The 21,428-nt window shown below is 64.1% G+C and carries 17 protein-coding genes; 6 read left to right on the top strand and 11 right to left on the bottom strand.

What is annotated here, in order from left to right:
• Nucleotides 1–119: 119 nt before the first annotated feature.
• From CAG18_RS18360 to ycaC, 3 genes are all read right to left on the bottom strand, one after another.
• A complete protein-coding gene (locus CAG18_RS18360) occupies nucleotides 120–938 on the bottom strand; it encodes an alpha/beta fold hydrolase (RefSeq protein WP_085721331.1) in 819 nt (272 codons plus the stop codon).
• Nucleotides 939–977: 39 nt separating this feature from the next.
• Nucleotides 978–1,286, bottom strand: a complete 309-nt coding sequence (locus CAG18_RS18355) for a hypothetical protein (RefSeq protein WP_085721330.1) — start codon at nucleotides 1,284–1,286, stop codon at nucleotides 978–980.
• Between the two features lie 114 nt (nucleotides 1,287–1,400).
• Nucleotides 1,401–2,030, bottom strand: a complete 630-nt coding sequence (ycaC, locus tag CAG18_RS18350; RefSeq protein WP_015272313.1) for an isochorismate family cysteine hydrolase YcaC — start codon at nucleotides 2,028–2,030, stop codon at nucleotides 1,401–1,403.
• Between the two features lie 320 nt (nucleotides 2,031–2,350).
• Between ycaC and CAG18_RS18345 the strand changes: the two genes are divergently transcribed.
• Complete coding sequence (locus tag CAG18_RS18345; protein WP_085721329.1) at nucleotides 2,351–3,778, top strand: mechanosensitive ion channel family protein; 1,428 nt, start codon at nucleotides 2,351–2,353, stop codon at nucleotides 3,776–3,778.
• A 102-nt stretch (nucleotides 3,779–3,880) separates the two neighbouring features.
• Here the strand turns inward: CAG18_RS18345 and CAG18_RS18340 are convergent, their stop codons facing one another.
• Together CAG18_RS18340 and CAG18_RS18335 are read right to left on the bottom strand one after the other, a co-directional pair.
• Complete coding sequence (locus tag CAG18_RS18340; protein WP_013974769.1) at nucleotides 3,881–5,167, bottom strand: FAD-binding oxidoreductase; 1,287 nt, start codon at nucleotides 5,165–5,167, stop codon at nucleotides 3,881–3,883.
• A gap of 167 nt (nucleotides 5,168–5,334) precedes the next feature.
• On the bottom strand, nucleotides 5,335–6,825 hold the full coding sequence (locus tag CAG18_RS18335; RefSeq protein ID WP_003253547.1) for an aldehyde dehydrogenase family protein: 1,491 nt from the start codon (nucleotides 6,823–6,825) through the stop codon (nucleotides 5,335–5,337).
• A 136-nt stretch (nucleotides 6,826–6,961) separates the two neighbouring features.
• Here CAG18_RS18335 and CAG18_RS18330 point away from each other — a divergent pair, with 136 nt between their 5' ends.
• Nucleotides 6,962–7,852: a LysR family transcriptional regulator gene (locus tag CAG18_RS18330; protein WP_015272315.1), complete on the top strand. Its 891-nt coding sequence runs from the start codon at nucleotides 6,962–6,964 to the stop codon at nucleotides 7,850–7,852.
• A gap of 221 nt (nucleotides 7,853–8,073) precedes the next feature.
• Nucleotides 8,074–9,468, top strand: coding sequence for a VOC family protein (locus CAG18_RS18325; protein WP_085721328.1), 1,395 nt, complete (start codon nucleotides 8,074–8,076; stop codon nucleotides 9,466–9,468).
• Between the two features lie 194 nt (nucleotides 9,469–9,662).
• Here the strand turns inward: CAG18_RS18325 and CAG18_RS18320 are convergent, their stop codons facing one another.
• Nucleotides 9,663–10,589, bottom strand: a complete 927-nt coding sequence (locus CAG18_RS18320) for a LysR substrate-binding domain-containing protein (protein WP_015272317.1) — start codon at nucleotides 10,587–10,589, stop codon at nucleotides 9,663–9,665.
• 156 nt (nucleotides 10,590–10,745) lie between these two features.
• Here CAG18_RS18320 and CAG18_RS18315 point away from each other — a divergent pair, with 156 nt between their 5' ends.
• A complete protein-coding gene (locus CAG18_RS18315; protein WP_085721327.1) occupies nucleotides 10,746–12,134 on the top strand; it encodes a NorM family multidrug efflux MATE transporter in 1,389 nt (462 codons plus the stop codon).
• Nucleotides 12,135–12,234: 100 nt separating this feature from the next.
• Here the strand turns inward: CAG18_RS18315 and CAG18_RS18310 are convergent, their stop codons facing one another.
• Complete coding sequence (locus CAG18_RS18310) at nucleotides 12,235–13,902, bottom strand: bifunctional diguanylate cyclase/phosphodiesterase (RefSeq protein WP_085721326.1); 1,668 nt, start codon at nucleotides 13,900–13,902, stop codon at nucleotides 12,235–12,237.
• Nucleotides 13,903–14,155: 253 nt separating this feature from the next.
• Between CAG18_RS18310 and rep the strand changes: the two genes are divergently transcribed.
• Nucleotides 14,156–16,165, top strand: coding sequence for a DNA helicase Rep (rep, locus tag CAG18_RS18305; protein ID WP_015272320.1), 2,010 nt, complete (start codon nucleotides 14,156–14,158; stop codon nucleotides 16,163–16,165).
• A gap of 64 nt (nucleotides 16,166–16,229) precedes the next feature.
• Nucleotides 16,230–16,802: a xanthine phosphoribosyltransferase gene (locus tag CAG18_RS18300; RefSeq protein ID WP_003253535.1), complete on the top strand. Its 573-nt coding sequence runs from the start codon at nucleotides 16,230–16,232 to the stop codon at nucleotides 16,800–16,802.
• A gap of 121 nt (nucleotides 16,803–16,923) precedes the next feature.
• Here CAG18_RS18300 and CAG18_RS18295 read toward each other — a convergent pair whose 3' ends face one another.
• The 4 genes from CAG18_RS18295 to alr form a co-directional block, all read right to left on the bottom strand.
• Nucleotides 16,924–18,786 (bottom strand): acetyl-CoA hydrolase/transferase C-terminal domain-containing protein, encoded by a 1,863-nt coding sequence (locus tag CAG18_RS18295; RefSeq protein WP_085721325.1) that lies wholly within the window; start codon nucleotides 18,784–18,786, stop codon nucleotides 16,924–16,926.
• 275 nt (nucleotides 18,787–19,061) lie between these two features.
• Entirely contained in the window at nucleotides 19,062–19,466 is a 405-nt protein-coding gene (locus CAG18_RS18290) for a cytochrome c5 family protein (RefSeq protein ID WP_038408395.1), read from the bottom strand.
• A gap of 154 nt (nucleotides 19,467–19,620) precedes the next feature.
• Nucleotides 19,621–20,169: a cupin domain-containing protein gene (locus CAG18_RS18285; RefSeq protein ID WP_013974777.1), complete on the bottom strand. Its 549-nt coding sequence runs from the start codon at nucleotides 20,167–20,169 to the stop codon at nucleotides 19,621–19,623.
• A 109-nt stretch (nucleotides 20,170–20,278) separates the two neighbouring features.
• Nucleotides 20,279–21,352: an alanine racemase gene (gene alr / locus CAG18_RS18280; protein WP_085721324.1), complete on the bottom strand. Its 1,074-nt coding sequence runs from the start codon at nucleotides 21,350–21,352 to the stop codon at nucleotides 20,279–20,281.
• Nucleotides 21,353–21,428 lie beyond the last annotated feature (76 nt).

Below are 21,428 nucleotides of genomic sequence, written 5' to 3'. Positions count from 1 at the left end.
ATTTGTGCTGCCTGGGCAGGCCTCTTCGCGGGCACGCCCGCTCCCACAGGAGGTACCACCGTCTTCAAGGCCGGTGGTGTCCCTGTGGGAGCGGGCGTGCCCGCGAATGCCTCCCACAATTACTGCTGAAGGAACGCCAGCAGGTCCTCGTTCAGTTGCTGTGCATGAGTCACCGCAAACCCGTGCGGCGCCCCCGCATACACCTTCAGCTCAGCCCCACGAATCAGCTCCGCCGCCCGCTTGCCGGTGCTCTCGAACGGCACGATCTGGTCGTCGTCACCGTGGATCACCAGGGTCGGCACATCGATCTTGGCCATATCCGGGCGGAAGTCGGTTTCGGAGAACGCGGTCACGCAATCCAGGGTGCCCTTGATCGATGCCATCAGCGCAATGTTCAAGGTCTGGGTCTGCACACCCTGGGACACCTGCTGCCCATGGTTGATGCCATAGAACGGCGTGGCGAAATCGGCGATGAACTGCGCCCGGTCGGCACGCAGGCCGGCGCAGATACCCTCGAACACCGATAGGTCGACACCTTCAGGGTTGTCGTCACGCTTGCCGAACACCGGCGTCACCGCGCCCAGCAGCACCAGCCCGGCCACACGCTCGCTGCCGTGGCGGGCGATGTAGCGGCTGACGTCGCCGCCACCCATCGAGAAGCCCACCAAGGTCACGTCGCGCAGGTCGAGGTGTTCGATCAGCTGGGCGATGTCATCGGCGAAGGTGTCGTAGTCGTAGCCGTTCCATGGCTGGCTCGAACGTCCGAAACCACGGCGGTCGAAGGCGATGGCGCGGTAGCCGCGGCTGGCCAGGAATTCCATCTGCGAATCCCACATGTCGGCATCCAGTGGCCAGCCGTGGCTGAACAGCACAGGTTTGCCGCTGCCCCAGTCCTTGAAGTAGATCGAAGTGCCATCGCGGGTAACGAACGTGCTCATGTCGGTATCTCCTTGAAAATGTCGAGGTAAAGGCCGGGCTCAGCCACGCAGCCAGTTGGCGCAGCGGCGGGTTACCCAAGGCATGATGTAGAACACCACGGGCAGGATGACGAACAGGTTGACGATCAGGTTGCCGGTGATCGCGCCCCCCAACTGCGGAAAGCGTGCGAACAACGGTGCCAGCAGTTGTGGAATGATCATGGTCATCGGGCAGATCACCAGGTAGGTCAGCAGGGCCTGCTTCCAGCGCGGCGGTTGCGCCGGCGTAGCGCCCGTCGAACTGGCGATTACCTTGTGTTGCAGGCATACGGTCACTACGTCGTGGTTGTCTTGGGGTGCGGTGTTCATCGGCGTTCCTTGGGATGAGCTTGCCCGCATCCACTGTGCAACGGCGGACGGGCGCTGGATTGGACAGGTGTGCTGCCTTGGCGGGCACCGGCTGGCGGTGCCCGCGCATCTGGCTTACTTGCTGGCGTTGAAAGCGTTGTAACTGGTGATCAGGTTGCGGTAGTCCGGGATGTGGTTGGAGCACAGCGCGGCCAGGCCTTCGATGTCGTTGCGCCAGTCGCGGTGCAACTCACAGGCCACGCCGAACCAGGTCATCAGTTGTGCGCCGGCCTGGCTCATGCGGTCGTGGGCGGCGTCGCGGGTCATGGCGTTGAAGGTGCCGGAGGCATCAGTGACCACGAACACTTCGAACTCTTCCTCCAGGGCCGACAGCGCCGGGAAGGCTACGCACACTTCGGTCACCACGCCGGCGATGATCAGCTGCTTCTTGCCGGTGGCCTTCACCGCCTTGACGAAGTCCTCGTTGTCCCAGGCGTTGATCTGGCCTGGGCGGGCGATGTAGGGGGCGTCCGGGAACAGGGCTTTCAGCTCTGGTACTAGCGGGCCGTTGGGGCCTTGTTCGAAGCTGGTGGTGAGGATGGTCGGCAGGTTGAAGAACTTGGCCAGGTCGGCCAGGGCCAATACGTTGTTCTTGAACGCGTCCGGCTCAATGTCGCGGACCAGGGACAGCAGGCCAGCCTGGTGGTCGACCAGCAGGACAGCGGCGTCGTCTTTGTTCAGGCGGTTGTATTTGAAGTTGGTCATGGTCGTTGCTCCTAAGGTTTTGATCTTTTCAGTAAGTTGGGTGTTTCGCGTTGATGGGAGAAGATTAAAACCATGACCTTTTGGGCGGTAGATAGCAGTTTTTGGCTCTAGCGTTCTGTTTTGTGAACGATGGATTGATGCTGGATTTGCCGGCCTCTTCGCGGGCTTGCCCGCTCCCACAGGGATCGCGCATCCATCAACTCATGCACAACATCTGTGGGAGCGGGCAAGCCCGCGAAGAGGTCGGCACAGGCTGTCATTGCCTGCCCGGCCAACCTGCTCTATTACTACCCACAGCCCTCCCCTCACCCGAGACCACCATGCTGGCGTTCATCCAGTCATACCCGTTGTTGCTCGGCACCGCCCTGGTCCTGCTCGACCTCGTGCTCTGGCAACTGATTCCTCTCCAGCAACGCGCCTGGCGTATCGGCACGCGGTTGGTGCTGTTCCTGCTGTTCAGCTCGGTACTGGTGGCTGCCGGCATGAGCCCGATGCAACCACCACCCTGGCCCGATGATGTCTCGCGCAACCTGATCGCCACGGTCCTGGCGATCGGCTGGTGGCTGTTCGGCGCACGCACGGTGACGGTGGTGTTCGGCCTGTTGCTGGGTGCCCGTGGCAGCCATGGCGGGCGTTTGCTGCAGGATGTGCTGGGGGCGCTGATCTTCCTGGCTGCGGTGGTCGCCGCCGCAGGTTATGTGTTGCAGTTGCCGGTGAAGGGCCTGCTGGCTACATCGGGGGTAATGGCCATCGTCATCGGCCTGGCGCTGCAGAGCACATTGGCCGACGTGTTCAGTGGCATCATCCTGAACACCACGCGGCCGTATCAGATTGGCGACTCGATCTCCATCGACAGCACCGAAGGCAAGGTGCTGGAAATCGACTGGCGCGCCACCCGCCTGCTTACCAGCACCGGCAGCCTGGCGGTGATCCCCAACTCGGTGGCGGCCAAGGCCCGGCTGCTCAACCACAGCCGCCCGGCCGATGTGCACGGGGTGTCGGTCAGCGTGGTGGTACCGGCCAAGGTGCGGCCCAAACGGGTGTTCGATGCTCTGGAAAAAGCCTTGCAAGGCGTCAGTGCCATCCTGGCTACACCAAGACCAAAGGTGACGGTGAAAGCCTCGACGCTGGAGTCAGTGGAGTACGAAGCCAGCGGCTTCGTGGCCGACGCGGGCGCCAAGGGCGACGCGCGCAATCAGCTGTTCGACCTGGCCCACCGGCACCTGGAGGCCAGCGGGGTAATGTGGAACACCGACCTGGCCATGCCACCACGCAGCCGCCAGCGCGAGGTGCTGGATGAGGTGCGGGTGTTCCGCTCGCTGAGCGCTGAAGAGCGCGATACGTTGAGCCAGCGCATGACGGCGGTGGAATACCTGGCCGACCAGGTAATCCTGGGCGTGGGCGAGCATTCCGATCATTTGCTGGTGATTGGCAGCGGGGTGGTTTCGGCGTCGATCCGCGATGGCGACAAGCTTGTCGAGGCCGGGCGCATGGGACCGGGCGAGGTGCTGGGGATCGAAGGAATCATCGACGAAGAGGACTCGCTGGCCGAGTTCCGCACGCTGACCGGTTGCGTGCTGTATCGGATCGACAAGGAACAGGTGAAGAGCTGCCTGGTGCAACGCGGCGATGTGCAAACGGCGTTGAGCAAGTTGCAGCGGTTTCGGCGGCAGAGCCGGGAGTCGTTGTTGCTGCAGAAGCCGGTTTCGATCAAGAAGGGCGGTTTTCTCAGCTGGTTGCACAAGTAAGCCTGTGCCGGCCCTATCGCCGGCGAGCCGGCTCCCACTGCACAGGCTTTAAGAGCAATGCGATCAATGTGGGAGCTGGCTTGCCGGCGATAGGGCCGGTGCTTACAACACAACCCTTAGGCATTGCCCCGCGTGGTACAGCGAGAACCCGGACTCATAGAACGCAGTCCGCAGCGAGGGCGCACTCACGCCCTTCATCGGCGAGAACGGAATCGGCAGGCTGCCCGCCTCCCCCTTCAGCAGGAACTCGGCAAACGCCCGGCCAATCACGGTCCCGGTGGTATTGCCCCGCCCGTTGTACCCGGTTACCGCCACCAGCCCCGGCGCCGGTTCGAACAGGCGCATCAGGTGGTCTGGGGTGAAGTCGATGCAGCCGGTCCAGTGCATTTCCCACTCGACCTTGCCCAGCTCCGGGTAATAGTGGCTCTGGATGCGGTCAGCCCAGCTGCGCACGAACCACGCCGGTTTGTTGTCGACCCGGCCCAGGCTACCGAGCAGCAGGCGACCCTGGTCGTCGCGACGGATGCTGCTGAGCACGGTGCGGGTGTCCCACGAGCCTTGGCCATGTGGCAGCACCTTGTCGGCTGCAGCACCCTGCAACGGCTTGGATGCCACCTGGTAGTAGTAGCCACGGAAGAACTGCTTCTGCAGGTTGCTCCAGTCGCCTTCGGTGTAGGCACCAGTGGAAATCACCACCTTGTCGGCGCGCACCGAACCACGTGCGGTCTTCACCCGCCAGGCATCGCCGTCACGCTCCAGGCCTTCGACCGAAGATTGCTGGAACAGCTTGCCCCCGAGGCGTGCCACCGCTGCGGCCAGGCCCTGGGTGTAGCCCATGGGGTTGATGGTGCCGGCGCGGCGGTCGAGCAGCGCGGCGGAAATCTTGTCGGTGCCGCAGTATTCCTGGCATTGGGCGCCGGTCAGCAGCTCCACATCGGCACCACGGCGGCGCCATTGCTCGTGGCGGGCCTCCAGGTCGGCGATACCGGTGGCGTTGTGCGCCATGTGCAGCGTGCCTTTGTGCTGGGCCTGGCAGTCGATGCCAAGGCGCTCGATCATGGCGAACACTTCAGCCGGGGCCTCGCCGAGCACCTTGTTCAGGCGGCTGCCCTGCTGCAGGCCGAGGGTGGCCTCGACATCGTCGGGGCGGATCCAGGTACCGGCGTTGACCAGGCCGACGTTGCGCCCGGAGCCACCGTGACCGATCTTCCAGGCCTCCAGCAGGATCACCGACTTGCCCTGTTCGAGCAGGTGGATGGCCGCCGACAGGCCGGTAATACCGCCACCGATCACACAGACATCGGCCTTGTGCTCACCGGCCAGGGCCTGGGCGGCGACGGTCGGTTTGCTGACGAATTCCCACAAGCATTCTTGACGCAGTTCGGACATGGCCCGGCTCCAGCAATTTGTTCTTGTTTGGGGCCGTTGTGCGACCCATTCGCGGGTAAACCCGCTCCCACAGGTGCATCACAGGTTTCGAAAACTGTGTTGTACCTGTGGGAGCGGGTTTACCCGCGAACCGGGGGCCAGGCCCCCGGCCATGCAGCATCAGCCGATCAGTCGAACACGATACCCTGCGCCAGCGGCAGTTCGCGCGAGTAGTTCACGGTGTTGGTCTGGCGACGCATGTAGCCTTTCCAGGCATCCGAACCGGACTCACGGCCACCGCCAGTCTCCTTCTCGCCACCGAACGCACCGCCGATCTCGGCGCCGCTGGTGCCGATGTTGACGTTGGCGATGCCGCAGTCGCTGCCCGAGGCGCTCTGGAAGCGTTCGGCCTCACGGATGTCGGTGGTGAAGATGCACGACGACAGGCCTTGTGGCACTTCGTTGTTCAGGCGCAGGGCCTCTTCGAAGTCGTCGTAGGCCAGCACGTAGAGGATCGGGGCGAAGGTTTCGTGGCGCACCACGTCGCTCTGCGCCGGCATTTCGGCGATGGCAGGCGATACGTAGTAAGCGTTCGGGTACTGATCGGCCAGCTGACGCTCGCCACCAAATACCTGGCCACCTTCGTCGCGGGCCTTGGCCAGCGCGCCCTGCATGGCGTCGAACGACTGCTTGTCGATCAGCGGGCCCACCAGGTTGTCCTTGCGTGGGTCACCGATGCGCACCTTGCCGTAGGCGGCTTTGACGCGGGCAACCACTTCGTCCTTGATCGAACGGTGCACGATCAGGCGGCGCAGGGTGGTGCAACGCTGGCCGGCGGTGCCGACTGCGGAGAACAGGATGCCACGCACGGCCAAGTCGAGGTCGGCGCTCGGGGCCAGGATCATGGCGTTGTTGCCGCCCAGTTCGAGGATGCTGCGGCCGAAGCGGGCAGCCACACGTGGGCCGACTTCGCGCCCCATGCGGGTGCTGCCGGTGGCGCTGACCAGCGGTACGCGCGGGTCGTCGACCATGGCTTCGCCGGCTTCACGGCCGCCGATCACCAGTTGTGCCAGGCCAGCCGGGGCATCACCGAAGGCTTTCAGGGCTTTTTCGAACAGCGCCTGGCAAGCCAGGGCGGTCAGCGGGGTCTTCTCGGACGGTTTCCATACCACCGAGTTACCGGCGACCAGGGCCAGGGCGGTGTTCCAGGCCCAGACTGCGACCGGGAAGTTGAAGGCGCTGATCACGCCGACCACGCCCAGCGGGTGCCAGGTTTCACGCATGTGGTGGCCAGGGCGCTCGGAAGCGATGGTCAGGCCGTACAGCTGGCGCGACAGGCCAACGGCGAAGTCGCAGATGTCGATCATTTCCTGCACTTCGCCCAGGCCTTCCTGGGTGATCTTGCCGGCTTCGATCGAAACCAGCTCGCCGAGGTCGGCCTTGTGCTCACGCAGCACTTCGCCGAACAGGCGCACCAGCTCGCCGCGGCGCGGGGCCGGCACGCTGCGCCAGGCTTCGAAGGCGCTCTGGGCCTGATCGATGCGGGCGATGGTCTCGGCCTTGCCGAGCAGTTTCACCGAGGCGATCTGGCTGCCGTCGATCGGCGTGTGAACAGGGTAGTCGCCCTGGGTGTAAGCCTCGGCAGCAACGCCAAGGCGCTCGAGCAGTCCAGCAACCATTTGTGCATCTCCTACATCGGGTGATGGGGTGGAAAAATGATGTGGATCAGTATTAATCCGATCACACCGGTGCAACAAACGACCTTTATTCCGCATATCATTCCGTCAGGTAATGATTTGAGCCGCAGAGACCGCTATGTCCAAACGCCTGGTGCCCTCCATGACCGCCCTGCAGTGCTTCGAAGCTGCAGCCCGCCATTTGAGCTTTACCCGTGCCGCCGAAGAGCTGCACCTGACCCAGAGCGCGGTCAGCAAGCAGGTGGCGCAGCTTGAAGACATGCTGCGCCACCACCTGTTCCTGCGTATCCGCCGCCGTCTGCAGCTGACGCCGGCGGGCAGCCTGTACCTGGCCGAGGTCAACAAGATCCTCACCCAGGTGGATATGTCCAGCCGCTATGTGCTCACCTACGGCGAGCAGACCGAGATATTGAAGGTAGCCACTCAGCCGAGTTTTGGCGTGCGCTGGTTGATCCCGCACCTCAAGGGTTTTGGCAAGCGCCACAACAACATCCACCTGGACATCCGCAACGAGATGGAGCCTTTCGCCCTGCTGCAAGGCTCGGCGGACGTGGTGTTCTTCTATGGCCAGGGTACTTGGCCGGGGGCCACCTGCGTGGAGCTGTTCGGTGAAGAGGTGGTGCCGGTATGTGCGCCGGAGTTGCTGGCCGGGCGTGAACTGAACGATGCCGGGGAGCTGGCCGACCTGGTGCTGCTGCAGAGCACCTCGCGGCCAGAGGCCTGGCACGAGTGGTTCCTGGAGTTGGGCTTGCAGAGCGTCAGTGCCTACCACGGGCCGCGCTTCGATACCTTCTACATGGCCTTGAGCGCGGCGCAGGCCGGGTGCGGGGTGGCGTTGGTGCCGCGCTACCTGGCGGCGAAGGAGCTGGCCGAGGGGAGTTTGGTGGTGCCATGGAACCATGCGATGCGCAGTGCCGGGGCGCATTACCTGGCGTATGCCGAGCATGCGGCGGAGGTGCCCAAGGTAAGGGCGTTGGTGGAATGGATTCGCGAGCAGCTTCAGGCTTGAGATTGCCGGGGCCGCTTTGCGGCCCATCGCCGGCAAGCCAGCTCCCACAGGGAGCTCCACAATTGCTGAATCCTGTGTCCAACCTGTGGGAGCTAGCTTGCCGGCGATAGGGCCCTTGAGGTCGATCAAAAAAGGAATGACACACTCACTTTTTTTCGCTTGTGAGCAAAGTGCATTCCCAGCTTTCATGTAAGCGTCCGAACCCAACCAGGAAGCTAGCGATGCCCGCCCACGATTTCGTCAGCCCCGACAGCATCCGCGCGCAGTTCTCTGCCGCCATGTCGCTCATGTACAAACAGGAAGTGCCCCTGTACGGCACGCTGCTGGAGCTGGTGAGCGAAATCAACCAGCAGGTCATGGTCCAGCAACCCGAGGTTGCCGAGGCCCTGCGCTGGACCGGCGAAATCGAGCGCCTGGATCAGGAGCGCCACGGCGCCATCCGTGTCGGCACCGCCGCAGAGCTGGCCACCATCGCACGGTTGTTCGCGGTCATGGGCATGCAGCCAGTCGGCTACTACGACCTCAGTTCCGCCGGCGTGCCGGTGCATTCCACCGCCTTCCGCGCGGTGCACGAGCAGTCACTGCACGTCAGCCCGTTCCGCGTATTCACTTCGCTGCTGCGCCTGGAGCTGATCGACAACCCGCAATTGCGCGAGCTGGCAGAGAGCATCCTGGCCAAGCGCCAGATCTTCACCGCCCGCGCCCTTGAGCTGATCGACCAATGCGAGCGCGATGGTGGCCTGAATGCCGCCGATGCCGAGGCGTTCGTGCAGGAAGCGCTGCACACCTTCCGGTGGCACCATGACGCCACCGTCACTGCCGAGCAGTACCAGCAGTTGCACGACCAGCACCGCCTGATCGCCGATGTGGTGGCCTTCAAGGGCCCGCACATCAACCATCTGACCCCGCGCACCCTGGACATCGATGCAATCCAGCTTGGCATGCCGGCCAAGGGCATCCCGCCAAAGGCCGTGGTCGAAGGCCCGCCCACCCGCCGTCACCCGATTCTGTTGCGCCAGACCAGCTTCAAGGCCCTGCAGGAAAAGGTCGCGTTCAGCGACCAGCAGGGCAGCGAAGGTAGCCACACCGCGCGCTTCGGCGAAATCGAGCAACGCGGCGCGGCGCTGACGCCGAAAGGCCGCCAGCTGTACGACAAGCTGCTAGACGCCACCCGCGCCGCCCTGGGTGGCGCCCCGGCCGAGGCCAATGCCGAACGCTACATGGCGTTGTTGAAGGACACCTTTGCCGAGTTCCCGGACGACCTGGCGCAGATGCGTGAACAAGGGCTGGCCTACTTCCGCTACTTCGCCACCGAGAAAGGCCTGGCTGCGCGCGACCAGGACGACCGCCCGACCACACTGGATGGGCTGATCGAGGCTGGCCATGTGCATTTCGAGGCGCTGGTGTACGAGGACTTCCTGCCGGTGAGCGCGGCGGGGATCTTCCAGTCCAACCTGGGTGACGATGCGCAGGCCGAGTACGGCAGCAACGCCAACCGCGATGCGTTCGAAGCAGCGCTGGGGCTGCAGGTGCAGGATGAGCTGGCGCTGTATGCGCAGAGCGAGCGTCGGTCGCTGCAGGCGTGTGCACAGGCGTTGAACCTGGGCTCGATGTAAGGCTGTAGATCGCAGGGGCCGCTTCGCGGCCCTATCGCCGGCAAGCCAGCTCCCACAGGATGGCATCGAGCCTGAGGCAAATGCAGTCCCTGTGGGAGCTGGCTTGCCGGCGATGAGGCCAGGGCAGGCAACACAGACAGTTGCCCCCAAACCTGTGGGAGCGGGCAAGCCCGCGAAGAGGCCGGCACAGGCGATCAAAGGGGCGGCAGGATCTGCACATCCGGCAAATCCATCGCCGCCACCTCCTCTTCCAGAAACGCGCTCAAACGCCGCAACCGCTCGCCCCCTGGCCGAGTGCGCGGCCACACCAGGTAATAATCCATCCCGCTGGGCACCGCCGTCGGCCAAGGCAGGCTCAAGCGCCCCTGCGCCACATCCTCGGCCACCATCAGCAAATCACCCATGGAAATGCCATAGCCACGCGCCGCGGCAATCATGCCCAGCTCCAGGGTGTCGAAGACCTGCCCGCCCTTGAGCGAAACCTTGTCACTCAGCCCCATGCGCTCCAACCATTCCCGCCAGTCGCGCTTGTCCACCGTGGGGTGCAGCAGCTCTATGCAGGCCAGCCGACGCTCGTCCCAGGGTTCCTCGTCGAGCAGGTCTGGCGCACCCACGGGGATCAGCAGCTCCGGGAACAACCTGCGCACCTCCCATTCCGGCGGGAACACCCCGTCGCTGAGCAACACCGCGCAATCGAACGGCTCCTGGTTGAAGTCCACATGGTCGACATCCATCCAGGCGCTGGTCAGCTGCACTTCGTTGCCAGGCTGCAAGTGGCGAAAGCGGCTAAGGCGCGCCAGCAACCAGCGCATGGTCAGGGTCGAGGGAGCCTTCATGCGCAGGATGTCATCCTCACCGCGCAAGGTATCGCAAGCCCGTTCCAGCGCGGCAAAGCCTTCACGCACACCAGGCAGCAGCACCCGCGCCGCTTCGGTCAGTTGCAGGCTGCGGCCGCTGCGCACGAACAGGCGGCAGGCAAAATGCTCCTCCAGCGTACGGATATGCCGGCTGACCGCGCTCTGGGTAATCGACAGCTCTTCGCCGGCACGGGTGAAGGAGCTTAGCCGCGCGGCGGCTTCGAATGCGCGCAGGGCATACAGCGGGGGGAGCTGACGGGACATGAGGCACCTGCCATACGGGGCTGTGAAATGAATCACCGGGAAGCATATATACATGAGTCAGACTCATGCCAATGATCGCTTTTATCCTTTTGTGCAAAGTTGACCAAAGCCTCAGAATCGCCCTTCGTTGATCACCCCAGGAAAAGGACTGCCCCCATGCATGTCGCGCCCACCACAGAACTCAAGGCTTTGCTGCGCCTGGCCGGGCCGCTGATCGCCTCGCAGTTGGCGCACATGCTGATGGTGCTGACCGATACCCTGATGATGGCCCGCATCAGCCCGCAAGCCCTGGCTGGTGGCGGCCTGGGCGCGGCGAGCTACTCGTTCGTGTCGATCTTCTGCCTTGGCGTGATCGCTGCGGTCGGCACCCTGGTGGCCATTCGCAAGGGCGCCAACGACATCGAGGGCGCCACCCGCCTGGCGCAGGGTGGCCTGTGGCTGGCCTGGGGCCTGGCGCTGTTCGCTGCGCTGGTGCTGTGGAACCTTGAGCCGGTACTGCTGCTGTTCGGGCAAAAGCCCGAGAACGTTGCATCGGCCGCCGAATTCCTCACCCTGCTGCCACTGGCGCTGCCCGGCTACCTGACCTTCATGGCGTTGCGCGGCTTCACCAGCGCGCTGGGCCGGTCTACGCCGGTGATGGTCATCAGCCTGGTCGGCACGGTGCTCAACTACCTGTTCAACGTGGTGCTGATCGAAGGCATGTTCGGCCTGCCCAAGCTGGGCCTGATGGGCATCGGCCTGGTCACCGCGGTGGTGTCGATGGGCATGGCCATTGCCTTGGCACTGTATATCCGCTGGCACCGCGCCTATGCCGCCTACCCACTGCGCAAGGGCCTGTCGCGCCCTTCGCTGCCGGCCCTGCGCGAGCTGTGGCGGCTGGGCCTGCCGATTGGCGGCACCTACATGGTGGAAGTCGGCCTGTTCGCCTTTGCCGCGCTGTGCATGGGCGTGCTGGGCAGTACCGAGCTGGCGGCGCACCAGATCGCCCTGCAGATCGTCTCCACGGCGTTCATGGTGCCGACCGGGTTGTCGTATGCGGTGACCATGCGCGTGGGGCTGTACTACGGCGCCGGCAACCTGCTGGCGGCGCGCAGCGCCGGGCGGGTGGGCATCGGCTTCGGGGCGATGATCATGTTTGCCTTCGCCGCGCTGTTCTGGCTGCTGCCCGATGCGCTGGTGGGGCTGTTCATCGACCGTGACGACCCGGCATTTGCGGCGATCTTCCAGCTGGCGGTGCAGTTGCTGATGGTGGCTGCGTGGTTCGAGCTGTTCGATGGCATGCAGACGATCGCGATGGGCTCGATCCGTGGGCTGAAGGATGCCAAGACTACCTTCCTGATCGGGCTGGTGTGCTACTGGCTGGTGGGGGCGCCGAGCGCCTGGCTGTTCACCTTTACCCTGGGCGGTGGCGCGGTCGGGGTGTGGTGGGGGCTGGCGTTGGGGCTGGCGTGTGCGGCGGTGGCGCTGACCTTTGGCTTTGAGTGGCGGATGAAGCGGCTTTTGGGCAAGGCCGGGATTGGTGGAGCGGCGACGGCTTCGGCCTGACTTGCGGGCCTCTTCGCGGGTAAACCCGCTCCCACAGGGACTGCGCAGGGTCTGAATCCTGTGCAAAGCCTGTGGGAGCGGGTTCACCCGCGAAAGGGCCCTAAAGGGCTGTGCCCAACTGGCAGCCGGTCGCCTGCAGCAAGAACTCCATCAACTCCCCCACCGGCAGCGGCTTGCTGACCAGGAAGCCCTGCACCTGGTCACAGCCAAACCCGCGCAGCAACGCCATCTGCTCTTCACTCTCCACACCTTCGGCCACTACCTCGAGGTTGAGGTTGTGCGCCAGGTTGATCATGGCGTGCACAAGCTTGCGGTTCTCCTCGCGCATTTCCATCTCCGCGACAAAGCTGCGGTCCACCTTGAGCAAGGTGATCGGCAGGCTGTTTAGGTGCACGAACGAAGAGAACCCGGTACCGAAATCATCGAGCGAGAAGCGCACACCCAGGCGCCCCAGGGCGTCCATGGTCTGGCGTACCAGCTCGTTGCGGCGCATCACCGCCGTTTCGGTGAGCTCGAATTCGAGCCAGCGGGCATCCACACCATGTTCGAGAATCAGGCGGCTCAAGGTCGCCAGCAACTGGCTGTCCTGGAACTGGCGGAAGCTCAGGTTGACCGCCATGTGCAGCGGCTCCAGGCCGCGCTCGCACAGCGCCTGCATGTCGCGCAGGGCTCGGGAAATCACCCAGTAGCCCAGCGGCACGATCAGGCCGCTCTGCTCGGCCAGCGGCACGAACTCGCTGGGCGGCAACAGGCCACGCTCGGCATGCCGCCAGCGCACCAGCGCCTCGAGGCCGACGATGCGCCCGTCAGCCAGGTTCAACCGCGGCTGGTAATGCAGCTCCAGCTCGTCCCGGCGCAGGGCGCGGCGCAATTCGCTTTCCAGATCCGCAAGGCTGCGGGCGTTGCGGTTGATGCGCTCGTTGAACACATGAAAAGTGCAGCCCTGGCTGCCCTTGGCCTGGCGCATGGCGATGTGCGCGTGCCACATCAGCGGGTCGGCACCACCCTGGGCGCGGGCATGGGCCAGGCCCAGGCTGCAGCCCAGCAGCAGGCTTTCGCCGTCGATCCAGTAGGGTTCGGCCAACGCCTCGACAATCCGCTCGGCAATCCACTCGGCACGGTTGGGGTCGCGTCGGGTGTCGATCAGCAGGGCGAACTCGTCGCTGCCCAGGCGCGCCAGTTGGTCGCCCGCCTCCAGTTGCTGTTTCAGCCGCGCCACCACCTGCAGGATCAGGCGGTCGCCGCTCTGGTGGCCAAGGGCGTCGTTGACGTGGCGGAAGTTGTCCAGGTCCAGGTGGCCGAGGGCAAGCCCACGGCCGTCGTTCTCGGCCAGGCGCGCGGTCAGCAAGGCCTGGAAGCCCTGGCGGTTGGCGATGCCGGTCAGCGGATCCTGCTCGGCCAGGCGCTGCAAGGTGGCCACCAGCACGCCGCGCTCGCGCACATGGCGCAGCGAGCGACGCAAGGTGTCGGCATTGAGCTGGTCACGCACCAGCCAGTCACTGACGGCGCTGGGCGCTAACTGAGGCTCGTGGTCGAGCAGCAGGATGGTCGGCAGCTCGCAGCGCCCAGGCGCGGGCTGCAGGGCCGGGGTTGCCAGCACGACAGCCTGGCGGTCCTGGTTGAACAGGTTGTCGACCGAGTCCCAGTTCGGCGCCGTCAGCAGCACGGCACTGCCACCCTGGGCAGGCATGCACTCGCGTAGCAGCGCGCCCCATTCCGGCTCATCGGCCAACAGCAGCAAACGCAATGGTTCGACAGGCGTGGACAAGCGGGCTCCTTAGGCTTCACGGTGCAACGGAAACTGCCAGGTATGCTACTGCATTAATGAAAATGGTTTTCAATTTAATACATGTTTTTACGGGTGTAGCATCCCGACGTATTTTGTCGTGCATCCTGCGCGAAACTGCGCCAGCCGGCAAATCCCGTTTACATATTTGACTCAGACGTCAGACGGTCGCGCCACAAACGCCCCATGCCTGTTAGAATGCGCGGCTATTTTCTGGCGACCCCCGGTTTCTAGCATGTCCCGACTCAATCCCCGGCAGCAGGAAGCCCGTGACTATGTCGGCGGCCCTCTTTTGGTGCTCGCCGGTGCAGGCTCGGGCAAGACCAGCGTGATTACGCGCAAGATTGCCCACCTCATCCAGAACTGCGGCATCCGTGCCCAGTACATCGTGGCGATGACCTTCACCAACAAGGCCGCCCGCGAGATGAAGGAACGGGTCGCCACCCTGCTGCGCCCGGGGGAAGGCCGCGGCCTGACTGTGTGCACATTCCACAACCTGGGCCTGAACATCATCCGCAGGGAGCACGAGCGCCTGGGCTACAAGCCGGGTTTCTCGATCTTCGACGAGTCCGACATCAAGGCGTTGCTGTCGGACATCATGCAGAAGGAATACTCCGGCGACGACGGCATCGACGAGATCAAGAACATGATCGGTGCCTGGAAGAACGACCTGATCCTGCCCGCCGAGGCCCTGGAGAAGGCGCGCAACCCGCGCGAGCAGACTGCCGCCATCGTCTACACCCACTACCAGCGCACGCTCAAGGCGTTCAACGCGGTGGACTTCGACGACCTGATCCTGCTGCCGGTCAAGCTGTTCCAGGAACACCCCGATGTGCTGGAGCGCTGGCAGAACCGCGTGCGCTACCTGCTGGTGGACGAATACCAGGACACCAACGCCAGCCAGTACCTGCTGGTGAAGATGCTGATCGGCATGCGCAACCAGTTCACCGTGGTGGGCGACGACGACCAGTCGATCTATGCCTGGCGTGGCGCCCGGCCGGAAAACCTGATGCTGCTCAAGGAGGACTACCCCTCCCTGAAGGTGGTGATGCTGGAGCAGAACTACCGCTCCACCAGCCGCATCCTGCGCTGCGCCAACGTGCTGATTGCCAACAACCCGCACGCGTTCGAGAAGCAGCTGTGGAGCGAGATGGGCGTGGGCGACGAGATCCGCGTCATCCGCTGCAAGAACGAGGAAGCCGAGGCCGAACGCGTGGCCATGGAAATCCTCACCCTGCACCTGCGCACCAACCGCCCGTACAGCGACTTTGCCATCCTCTACCGCGGCAACTACCAGGCCAAGCTGATCGAACTGAAGCTGCAGCACCACCAGGTGCCGTATCGCCTGTCGGGCGGCAACAGCTTCTTCGGCCGCCAGGAGGTCAAGGACCTGATGGCCTACCTGCGTCTGCTGGTGAACCCGGACGATGACAACGCCTACCTGCGGGTGATCAACGTACCGCGCCGCGAAATCGGCTCCACCACCCTGGAAAAGCTCGGCAACTACGCCACCGAGCGCGGTATTTCGATGTACGCCGCCAGCGAGGAGCTTGGCCTGGGCGAGCATCTGGACGCCCGCTACACCGAGCGTTTGCAGCGCTTCAAGCATTGGCTGGACGGGGTGCGCCACAAGGTTGCCCTGGAAGACCCGATTGCCGCGCTGCACGAGATGATCCGCGATATCGACTACGAGAACTGGATCCGTCAGCAGACCGCCAGCGACAAGGCTGCCGAGTTCCGCATCAGCAACGTCTGGTTCCTGGTCGAAGCGCTGAAGAACACCCTCGAGAAGGACGAAGAGGGTGACATGACCATCGAGGACGCCATCGGCAAGCTGGTGCTGCGCGACATGCTCGAGCGCCAGCAGGAAGAGGAAGAGAACGCCGAAGGTGTGCAGATGATGACCCTGCATGCCTCCAAGGGCCTGGAATTCCCCTACGTGTTCATCATGGGCATGGAAGAGGAAATCCTCCCGCACCGCTCCAGCATCGAGGCCGACACCATCGAAGAGGAACGCCGCCTGGCCTACGTGGGCATCACCCGCGCGCGCCAGACCCTGGCCTTCACCTTCGCCGCCAAGCGCAAGCAGTACGGTGAAATCATCGACTGCACGCCCAGCCGGTTCCTCGACGAACTGCCACCGGACGACCTGGCCTGGGAAGGCCTGGACGATGCGCCGGTCGAGGTAAAGGCTGCACGGGGCAACAACGCCTTGGCCGATATCCGGGCAATGCTCAAACGCTGATCAACCATTACTCTTTAACTTTGCCGCTATTTGCGGCCACCTTTGCTACATCGAGGAAAACAAAGTGGAAGCACTGCATCAGAAGATTCGCGAAGAAGGCATCGTGCTTTCCGATCAGGTTCTCAAAGTCGACGCGTTTCTCAACCACCAGATCGATCCGGCGCTGATGCAGCTGATCGGTGACGAGTTCGCCCGCCTGTTCGCCGACGCGGGCGTGACCAAGATCGTCACCATCGAAGCCTCGGGCATTGCCCCGGCGGTGATGACTGGCCTGAAGCTGGGCGTGCCGGTGATCTTCGCCCGCAAGCACCAGTCGCTGACCCTGACCGAGAACCTGCTGACCGCCTCGGTGTATTCCTTCACCAAGCAGACCGAGAACACCGTGGCCATCTCGCCGCGTCACCTCAACAGCAGCGACCGCGTGCTGGTGATCGACGACTTCCTGGCCAACGGCAAGGCGTCGCAGGCCCTGATCTCGATCATCAAGCAGGCCGGCGCCACCGTGGCCGGCCTGGGTATCGTGATCGAGAAGTCGTTCCAGGGCGGCCGTGCCGAGCTGGACAGCCAGGGCTATCGCGTCGAGTCGCTGGCCCGGGTGAAGTCGCTGGAAGGTGGTGTGGTCAGCTTCATCGAGTAAGCCTGTAGCGGCCCTATCGCCGGCAAGCCAGCGCCCACGGGGAGCTCGCAGGACCCAAGCCTTGCGCAGTACCTGTGGGAGCTGGCTTGCCGGCGATGGGCTGCAAAGCAGCCCCGGCAATTCATCCGGTTGCCGCCAACCCCGCCAGCAGCAACCGCTGGTAAAGCTCTTCCTTCAGCCCCTGCGGCTGATCCAGCTGCATCCGCACAAGATGCCTCGCATAGCCCTCCGGCCCCGGCGCATCCAGCGCTGCCTTGCCCAGCTCCAGCACCTCGCTCAGCTTGAACTTGCTCTTCAACCAGTTCAGCGCCCGCAGCAAATCCCGCTCTTCAGCCGTAAAGTCCGTGCCCAGCGGATACTCCGGGAACAACCGCGAATGCCGCGCCCTGATCGCCTCCAGCCGCTGCGGCGTATTGTCGGTAAAGCACGCCTCCAGTTGAAAATCCTTGGCCAGCTTGCCGGCATCCTTTGCCTGCTCGATCAGCCCCTGCTGGAACCGCGAATCACATACCGCCAGCAACCGCGCAATCACCTCGCTGTCGGTCTGCCCACGCAGGTCGGCAATGCCGTACTCGGTCACCACGATATCGCGCAGGTGCCGGGGGATGGTGCAATGGCCATAGTTCCAGAACAGGTTCGAGGTCACCTCCCCGCCCGCCTCACGCCAGCTGCGCAGCAGCAGGATCGAACGCCCGCCCTCAAGCGCATGGCCCTGGGCGACGAAGTTGTACTGCCCGCCCACGCCACTGAGTACTCGGCCATCCTCCAGCTGGTCAGCCACCCCAGCGCCAAGCAGGGTCATGCCGAATACGCTGTTGATGAAGCGCGCATCGCGGCGTTGCCGGCGCTTGAGCTCCTCCTGCCCGTACAGCTCGTTGATGAAGCTGATACGAGTCATGGCAAACCGTGCGCGCTGTTCCAGCGGCATGTCGCGCAAGCGCTGGTAGAACGCCTGGGGGCCGAGGAAGAAACCGCCATGCAGCTCTGCCGCCACCTGCTCGTCCGCCGGGCGCCGCAACAGGCCCGCTTCGGCCAGCGCCAGCAAGCCGTTGACGAACATCTCGCTGCAGCCGTACAGGCCTTGGGCGAAGGTATCCAGGCCCCCTTCCCGTTCGATCAGCGCTTGCCACGAGCCAGCACCCAGCGCGTCGAGCACGGCACGATAATCGGCGTTGTCACCCTGGCGCGCCAGCAGTGCGGCAGCTACCGCATCGCCCATGGCACCAATGCCGATCTGTAGCGTGCCGCCGTCGCGAACCAGGCTGCTGGCGTGCAGGCCGATGCAGTGGTCCTGGGTGTTGACCGGCATGTTCGGCGTGGAGAACAGGCGGCGTTGCTCGGCTGTATCGATCAGCAGGTCGAACGCATCGATGGGTAGCTCGGCGTCACCCGGCATGTAAGGCAGCTCGGCATGCACCTGGCCGAGCATGAGGATGGTCTCGCCGGCGGCGCGGCGCTTGGCGATCATCGGCAGCAGGTCGAGGGTGATGTCGGGGTTGCAGGCCAGGCTCAGGTGCACCGGCCTCTCGGGCGTGGCGGCCACCAACTGCGCAATCAGGTTCAGGCCCTTGGCGTTGATGTCACGTGCTGCGTGGCTGTAGTTGCTGCTGATGTAGCTTTGCTGGGCCGAATCGCTATGCAGCAGGCTGCCGGGCTGCATGAAGAATTGTTCAACCTGGATGTTCGGCGGCAGGCTGTCATTGCGCAGGTCGGCGAGGTAGGTAAGTTCTTCATAGTCGGCGAAGACGCGCTCGACGAAGGGCTCGAGAAAGCGCCGCTGCAGGCCATCCCCCAGTGGCGGGCGGCCGAGGGACAGGGCCGTGTAGATGGTCAGCTGCCGTTCGGGCAGCTCGCGGATGCGGGCGTAAAGCGCATTGACGAAGGCATTGGGCTTGCCCAGGCCCAGCGGCAGGCCCATGTGGATATGGGCTGGCAGGCGCGACAGGACTTGCTCGACGGCCTGGTCGATGGAGCAGAGGTGCATCGGGGCCTCCTGAGACATCCATGGGTTCAGGGGTTGGACATGGGCTTTGGTGGGTTGGTTGCCTGTGCCGGCCCTTTCGCGGCTAAAGCCGCTCCTACAGAGACCTCACTGCCCTTGAGTCCTGTGCTGCACCTGTGAGTTCCCATAGGGACCCCACAATCCTTGAAGCCTGCACTGTACCTGTGGGAGCGGCTTTAGCCGCGAAAGGGCCGGTAAAGGCGCCACAAAAACAAAGCCCGCCATCAACGGCGGGCTTCATGCAATTCAGCTGTTTCTCACAGCCCGGACATCTTCTTGATCGCCCCTTTCAGGTCGTCATCCGAGCAGTCTGCGCAGGTGCCTTTCGGTGGCATGGCGTTGATGCCGGTAATGGCCTTGGCCAGGATGCCGTCCAGGCCGCCCTGGTGGTCGGCGCGTTCCTTCCACGCCGCGGTATCGCCAATTTTCGGTGCGCCGAGCAGGCCGGAGCCATGGCAGGCATTGCAGTGCTTGGCGATGATCTCGTCCGGCGTCTTGGCACCACCGCCACCTGCGGCGGCGGCCACTTCCATGCCCTTGCACTCCTGGCCCTGGACGCACACCTGGCCAACCGGCTCCAGGCGCTTGGCGATGTCATCATTGGTCGCAGCGGTTGCGCTCATTGCCCAGAGGGCGAATACGGCTGCTGGTACGGCCAGCATCTTCTTGATTTGGTTCACGCGAACACCCTCATGGTGGCTAATCACGCTCGCGGCCACGGATCGGCGAGCGTTGAAAAGTATAGCGGGAACCCAGAGGCCGTGAAACGACCCCACACGGGAAAGGGGTATTGCCGAATCAATGCACTGCGCTGGATCAAAAGTTTGAAGGCGTCGCCGCACTGATCAACCGCGCCGGCCGGTCGAACGGGTTGCGAAAACGGTGTGGGCGGGTGCTTTCGAAGTAGTAGCTGTCACCCTCTTCAAGGATGAAGATCTCGTTGCCGACTACCAGCTCCAGGCGGCCTTCGAGCAGGATGCCGGTTTCCTCCCCGTCATGGGTAAGCATTTCGGCGCCCGTGTCGGCACCCGGTGGGTACACCTCGGTTAGAAAGGCGATGGCACGGTTGGGGTGCGACTTGCCGACCAGCTTCATGGTCACCGCACCGTCGGAGATATCGATCAGCTCATGAGCCTTGTAGACGATCTGCGTGGGGCTTTCAGGTTCCAGTTCGACCGAGAAGAACTCGACCATGGACATGGGAATGCCGCTCAGCACCTTGCGCAGCGAGCTGATCGACGGGCTCACGCTGTTCTTCTCGATCATCGAGATGGTGCTGTTGGTCACGCCGGCACGCTTGGCGAGTTCACGCTGGGACAGGCCCTTGAGCTTGCGGATGGCTTGCAGTCGTTCGCCGACGTCCAAAGCTGGAGCCTCCTGAAACGGTGGAAAGGGGGGTGGATGTGAACGATATCATGGCAATGCCGTTCAGTATTTACAACACACCGCCCCTCAACCTGTCCGCTTCAGCGTGTCATTCGCCGATGTAGTCCCGAGGTACCCGCTTCAGGTTGCAGAAAATCTGGTACGGAATGGTACCCGCGTGCGCAGCCACTTCACTGGCCAGCACATGTTTGCCCCACAGTTCGACCGGGCTGCCGACGGTGGCTTCTGGCACGTCGGTCAGGTCGATGCTGAGCATATCCATCGACACCCGGCCGATCAGTTGGGTGCGCTTGCCGGCGACCAGCACTGGGGTACCGTTGGGCGCCTGGCGCGGGTAGCCATCGGCATAGCCCATGGCAACCACACCAACGCGGGTTGGCCGTGGGCTGACGAACTTGGCGCCATAGCCCACCGGCTCGCCGGCAGGCAGTTCGCGCAGGCTGATCACCCGCGATTGCAGGGTCATCACCGGTTGCAGGCGCTCGGCCTCGGCCTGGGCCACTTCGAACGGTGTGGCACCGTACAGCATCAGGCCCGGGCGTACCCAGTCGCTAGGGGCCTGCGGCCAGCCCAGCACACCGGGGGAGTTGCGCAGGCTGCACTCGGCGGCCAGGCCCTGGCGTGCGGCCTCGAACACGGCGATCTGCTGGGCGGTAGCGTCGGCATCCAGTTCGTCGGCGCGAGCGAAGTGGCTCATCAGCACGATGCGCGCGACCTTGCCGCTGGCCAGCAGGCGCTGGTAGGCCTCGTGGTAGTCCTTGGGGTGCAGGCCGACGCGGTGCATGCCGCTGTCGAGCTTGAGCCAGACGCTGAGCGGCTTGTGCAGCTGGGTCTTTTCGATCGCTTCCAGTTGCCACAGCGAGTGCACAACGCACCATAGGTCGTGCTCGGCGATCAGGGCCAGTTCGCTGGCTTCGAAGAAACCTTCCAGCAGCAGCACCGGGGCCTTGATACCGGCGGCGCGCAGTTCCAGCGCTTCTTCGATGCAGGCCACGGCAAAGCCGTCGGCTTCGGCCTCCAGGGCCAGGGCACAGCGCACGGCGCCGTGGCCGTAGGCGTCGGCCTTGATCACGGCGAGGGCTTTGGCACCGGTCAGTTCACGGGCCAGACGGTAGTTGTGGCGCAGGGCCTGGAGGTCGATCAGGGCGCGGGCGGGACGCATGGCGGCTGCCTTATGGTGGTTCACAGGTTGAAAACGGTGTTGGGTTCTTCGCGGGCTCGGCCGCTCCCACAGGTAC

The organism is Pseudomonas sp. B22(2017), assembly GCF_002113105.1.
Classification (GTDB): domain Bacteria; phylum Pseudomonadota; class Gammaproteobacteria; order Pseudomonadales; family Pseudomonadaceae; genus Aquipseudomonas; species Aquipseudomonas asiatica.
Note: the sequence above shows the minus strand (reverse complement) of the source record. Positions and strands in the feature narration are given on the sequence as shown.

Bases quoted from the DNA above. Each gene is read 5' to 3' on its own strand.
- CAG18_RS18360 (WP_085721331.1), bottom strand. From the start codon at position 938: ATGAGCACGTTCGTTACCCGCGATGGCACTTCGATCTACTTCAAGGAC.
- CAG18_RS18355 (WP_085721330.1), bottom strand. From the start codon at position 1,286: ATGAACACCGCACCCCAAGACAACCACGACGTAGTGACCGTATGCCTG.
- ycaC (WP_015272313.1), bottom strand. From the start codon at position 2,030: ATGACCAACTTCAAATACAACCGCCTGAACAAAGACGACGCCGCTGTC.
- CAG18_RS18345 (WP_085721329.1), top strand. From the start codon at position 2,351: ATGCTGGCGTTCATCCAGTCATACCCGTTGTTGCTCGGCACCGCCCTG.
- CAG18_RS18340 (WP_013974769.1), bottom strand. From the start codon at position 5,167: ATGTCCGAACTGCGTCAAGAATGCTTGTGGGAATTCGTCAGCAAACCG.
- CAG18_RS18335 (WP_003253547.1), bottom strand. From the start codon at position 6,825: ATGGTTGCTGGACTGCTCGAGCGCCTTGGCGTTGCTGCCGAGGCTTAC.
- CAG18_RS18330 (WP_015272315.1), top strand. From the start codon at position 6,962: ATGTCCAAACGCCTGGTGCCCTCCATGACCGCCCTGCAGTGCTTCGAA.
- CAG18_RS18325 (WP_085721328.1), top strand. From the start codon at position 8,074: ATGCCCGCCCACGATTTCGTCAGCCCCGACAGCATCCGCGCGCAGTTC.
- CAG18_RS18320 (WP_015272317.1), bottom strand. From the start codon at position 10,589: ATGTCCCGTCAGCTCCCCCCGCTGTATGCCCTGCGCGCATTCGAAGCC.
- CAG18_RS18315 (WP_085721327.1), top strand. From the start codon at position 10,746: ATGCATGTCGCGCCCACCACAGAACTCAAGGCTTTGCTGCGCCTGGCC.
- rep (WP_015272320.1), top strand. From the start codon at position 14,156: ATGTCCCGACTCAATCCCCGGCAGCAGGAAGCCCGTGACTATGTCGGC.
- CAG18_RS18295 (WP_085721325.1), bottom strand. From the start codon at position 18,786: ATGCACCTCTGCTCCATCGACCAGGCCGTCGAGCAAGTCCTGTCGCGC.
- CAG18_RS18290 (WP_038408395.1), bottom strand. From the start codon at position 19,466: ATGCTGGCCGTACCAGCAGCCGTATTCGCCCTCTGGGCAATGAGCGCA.
- alr (WP_085721324.1), bottom strand. From the start codon at position 21,352: ATGCGTCCCGCCCGCGCCCTGATCGACCTCCAGGCCCTGCGCCACAAC.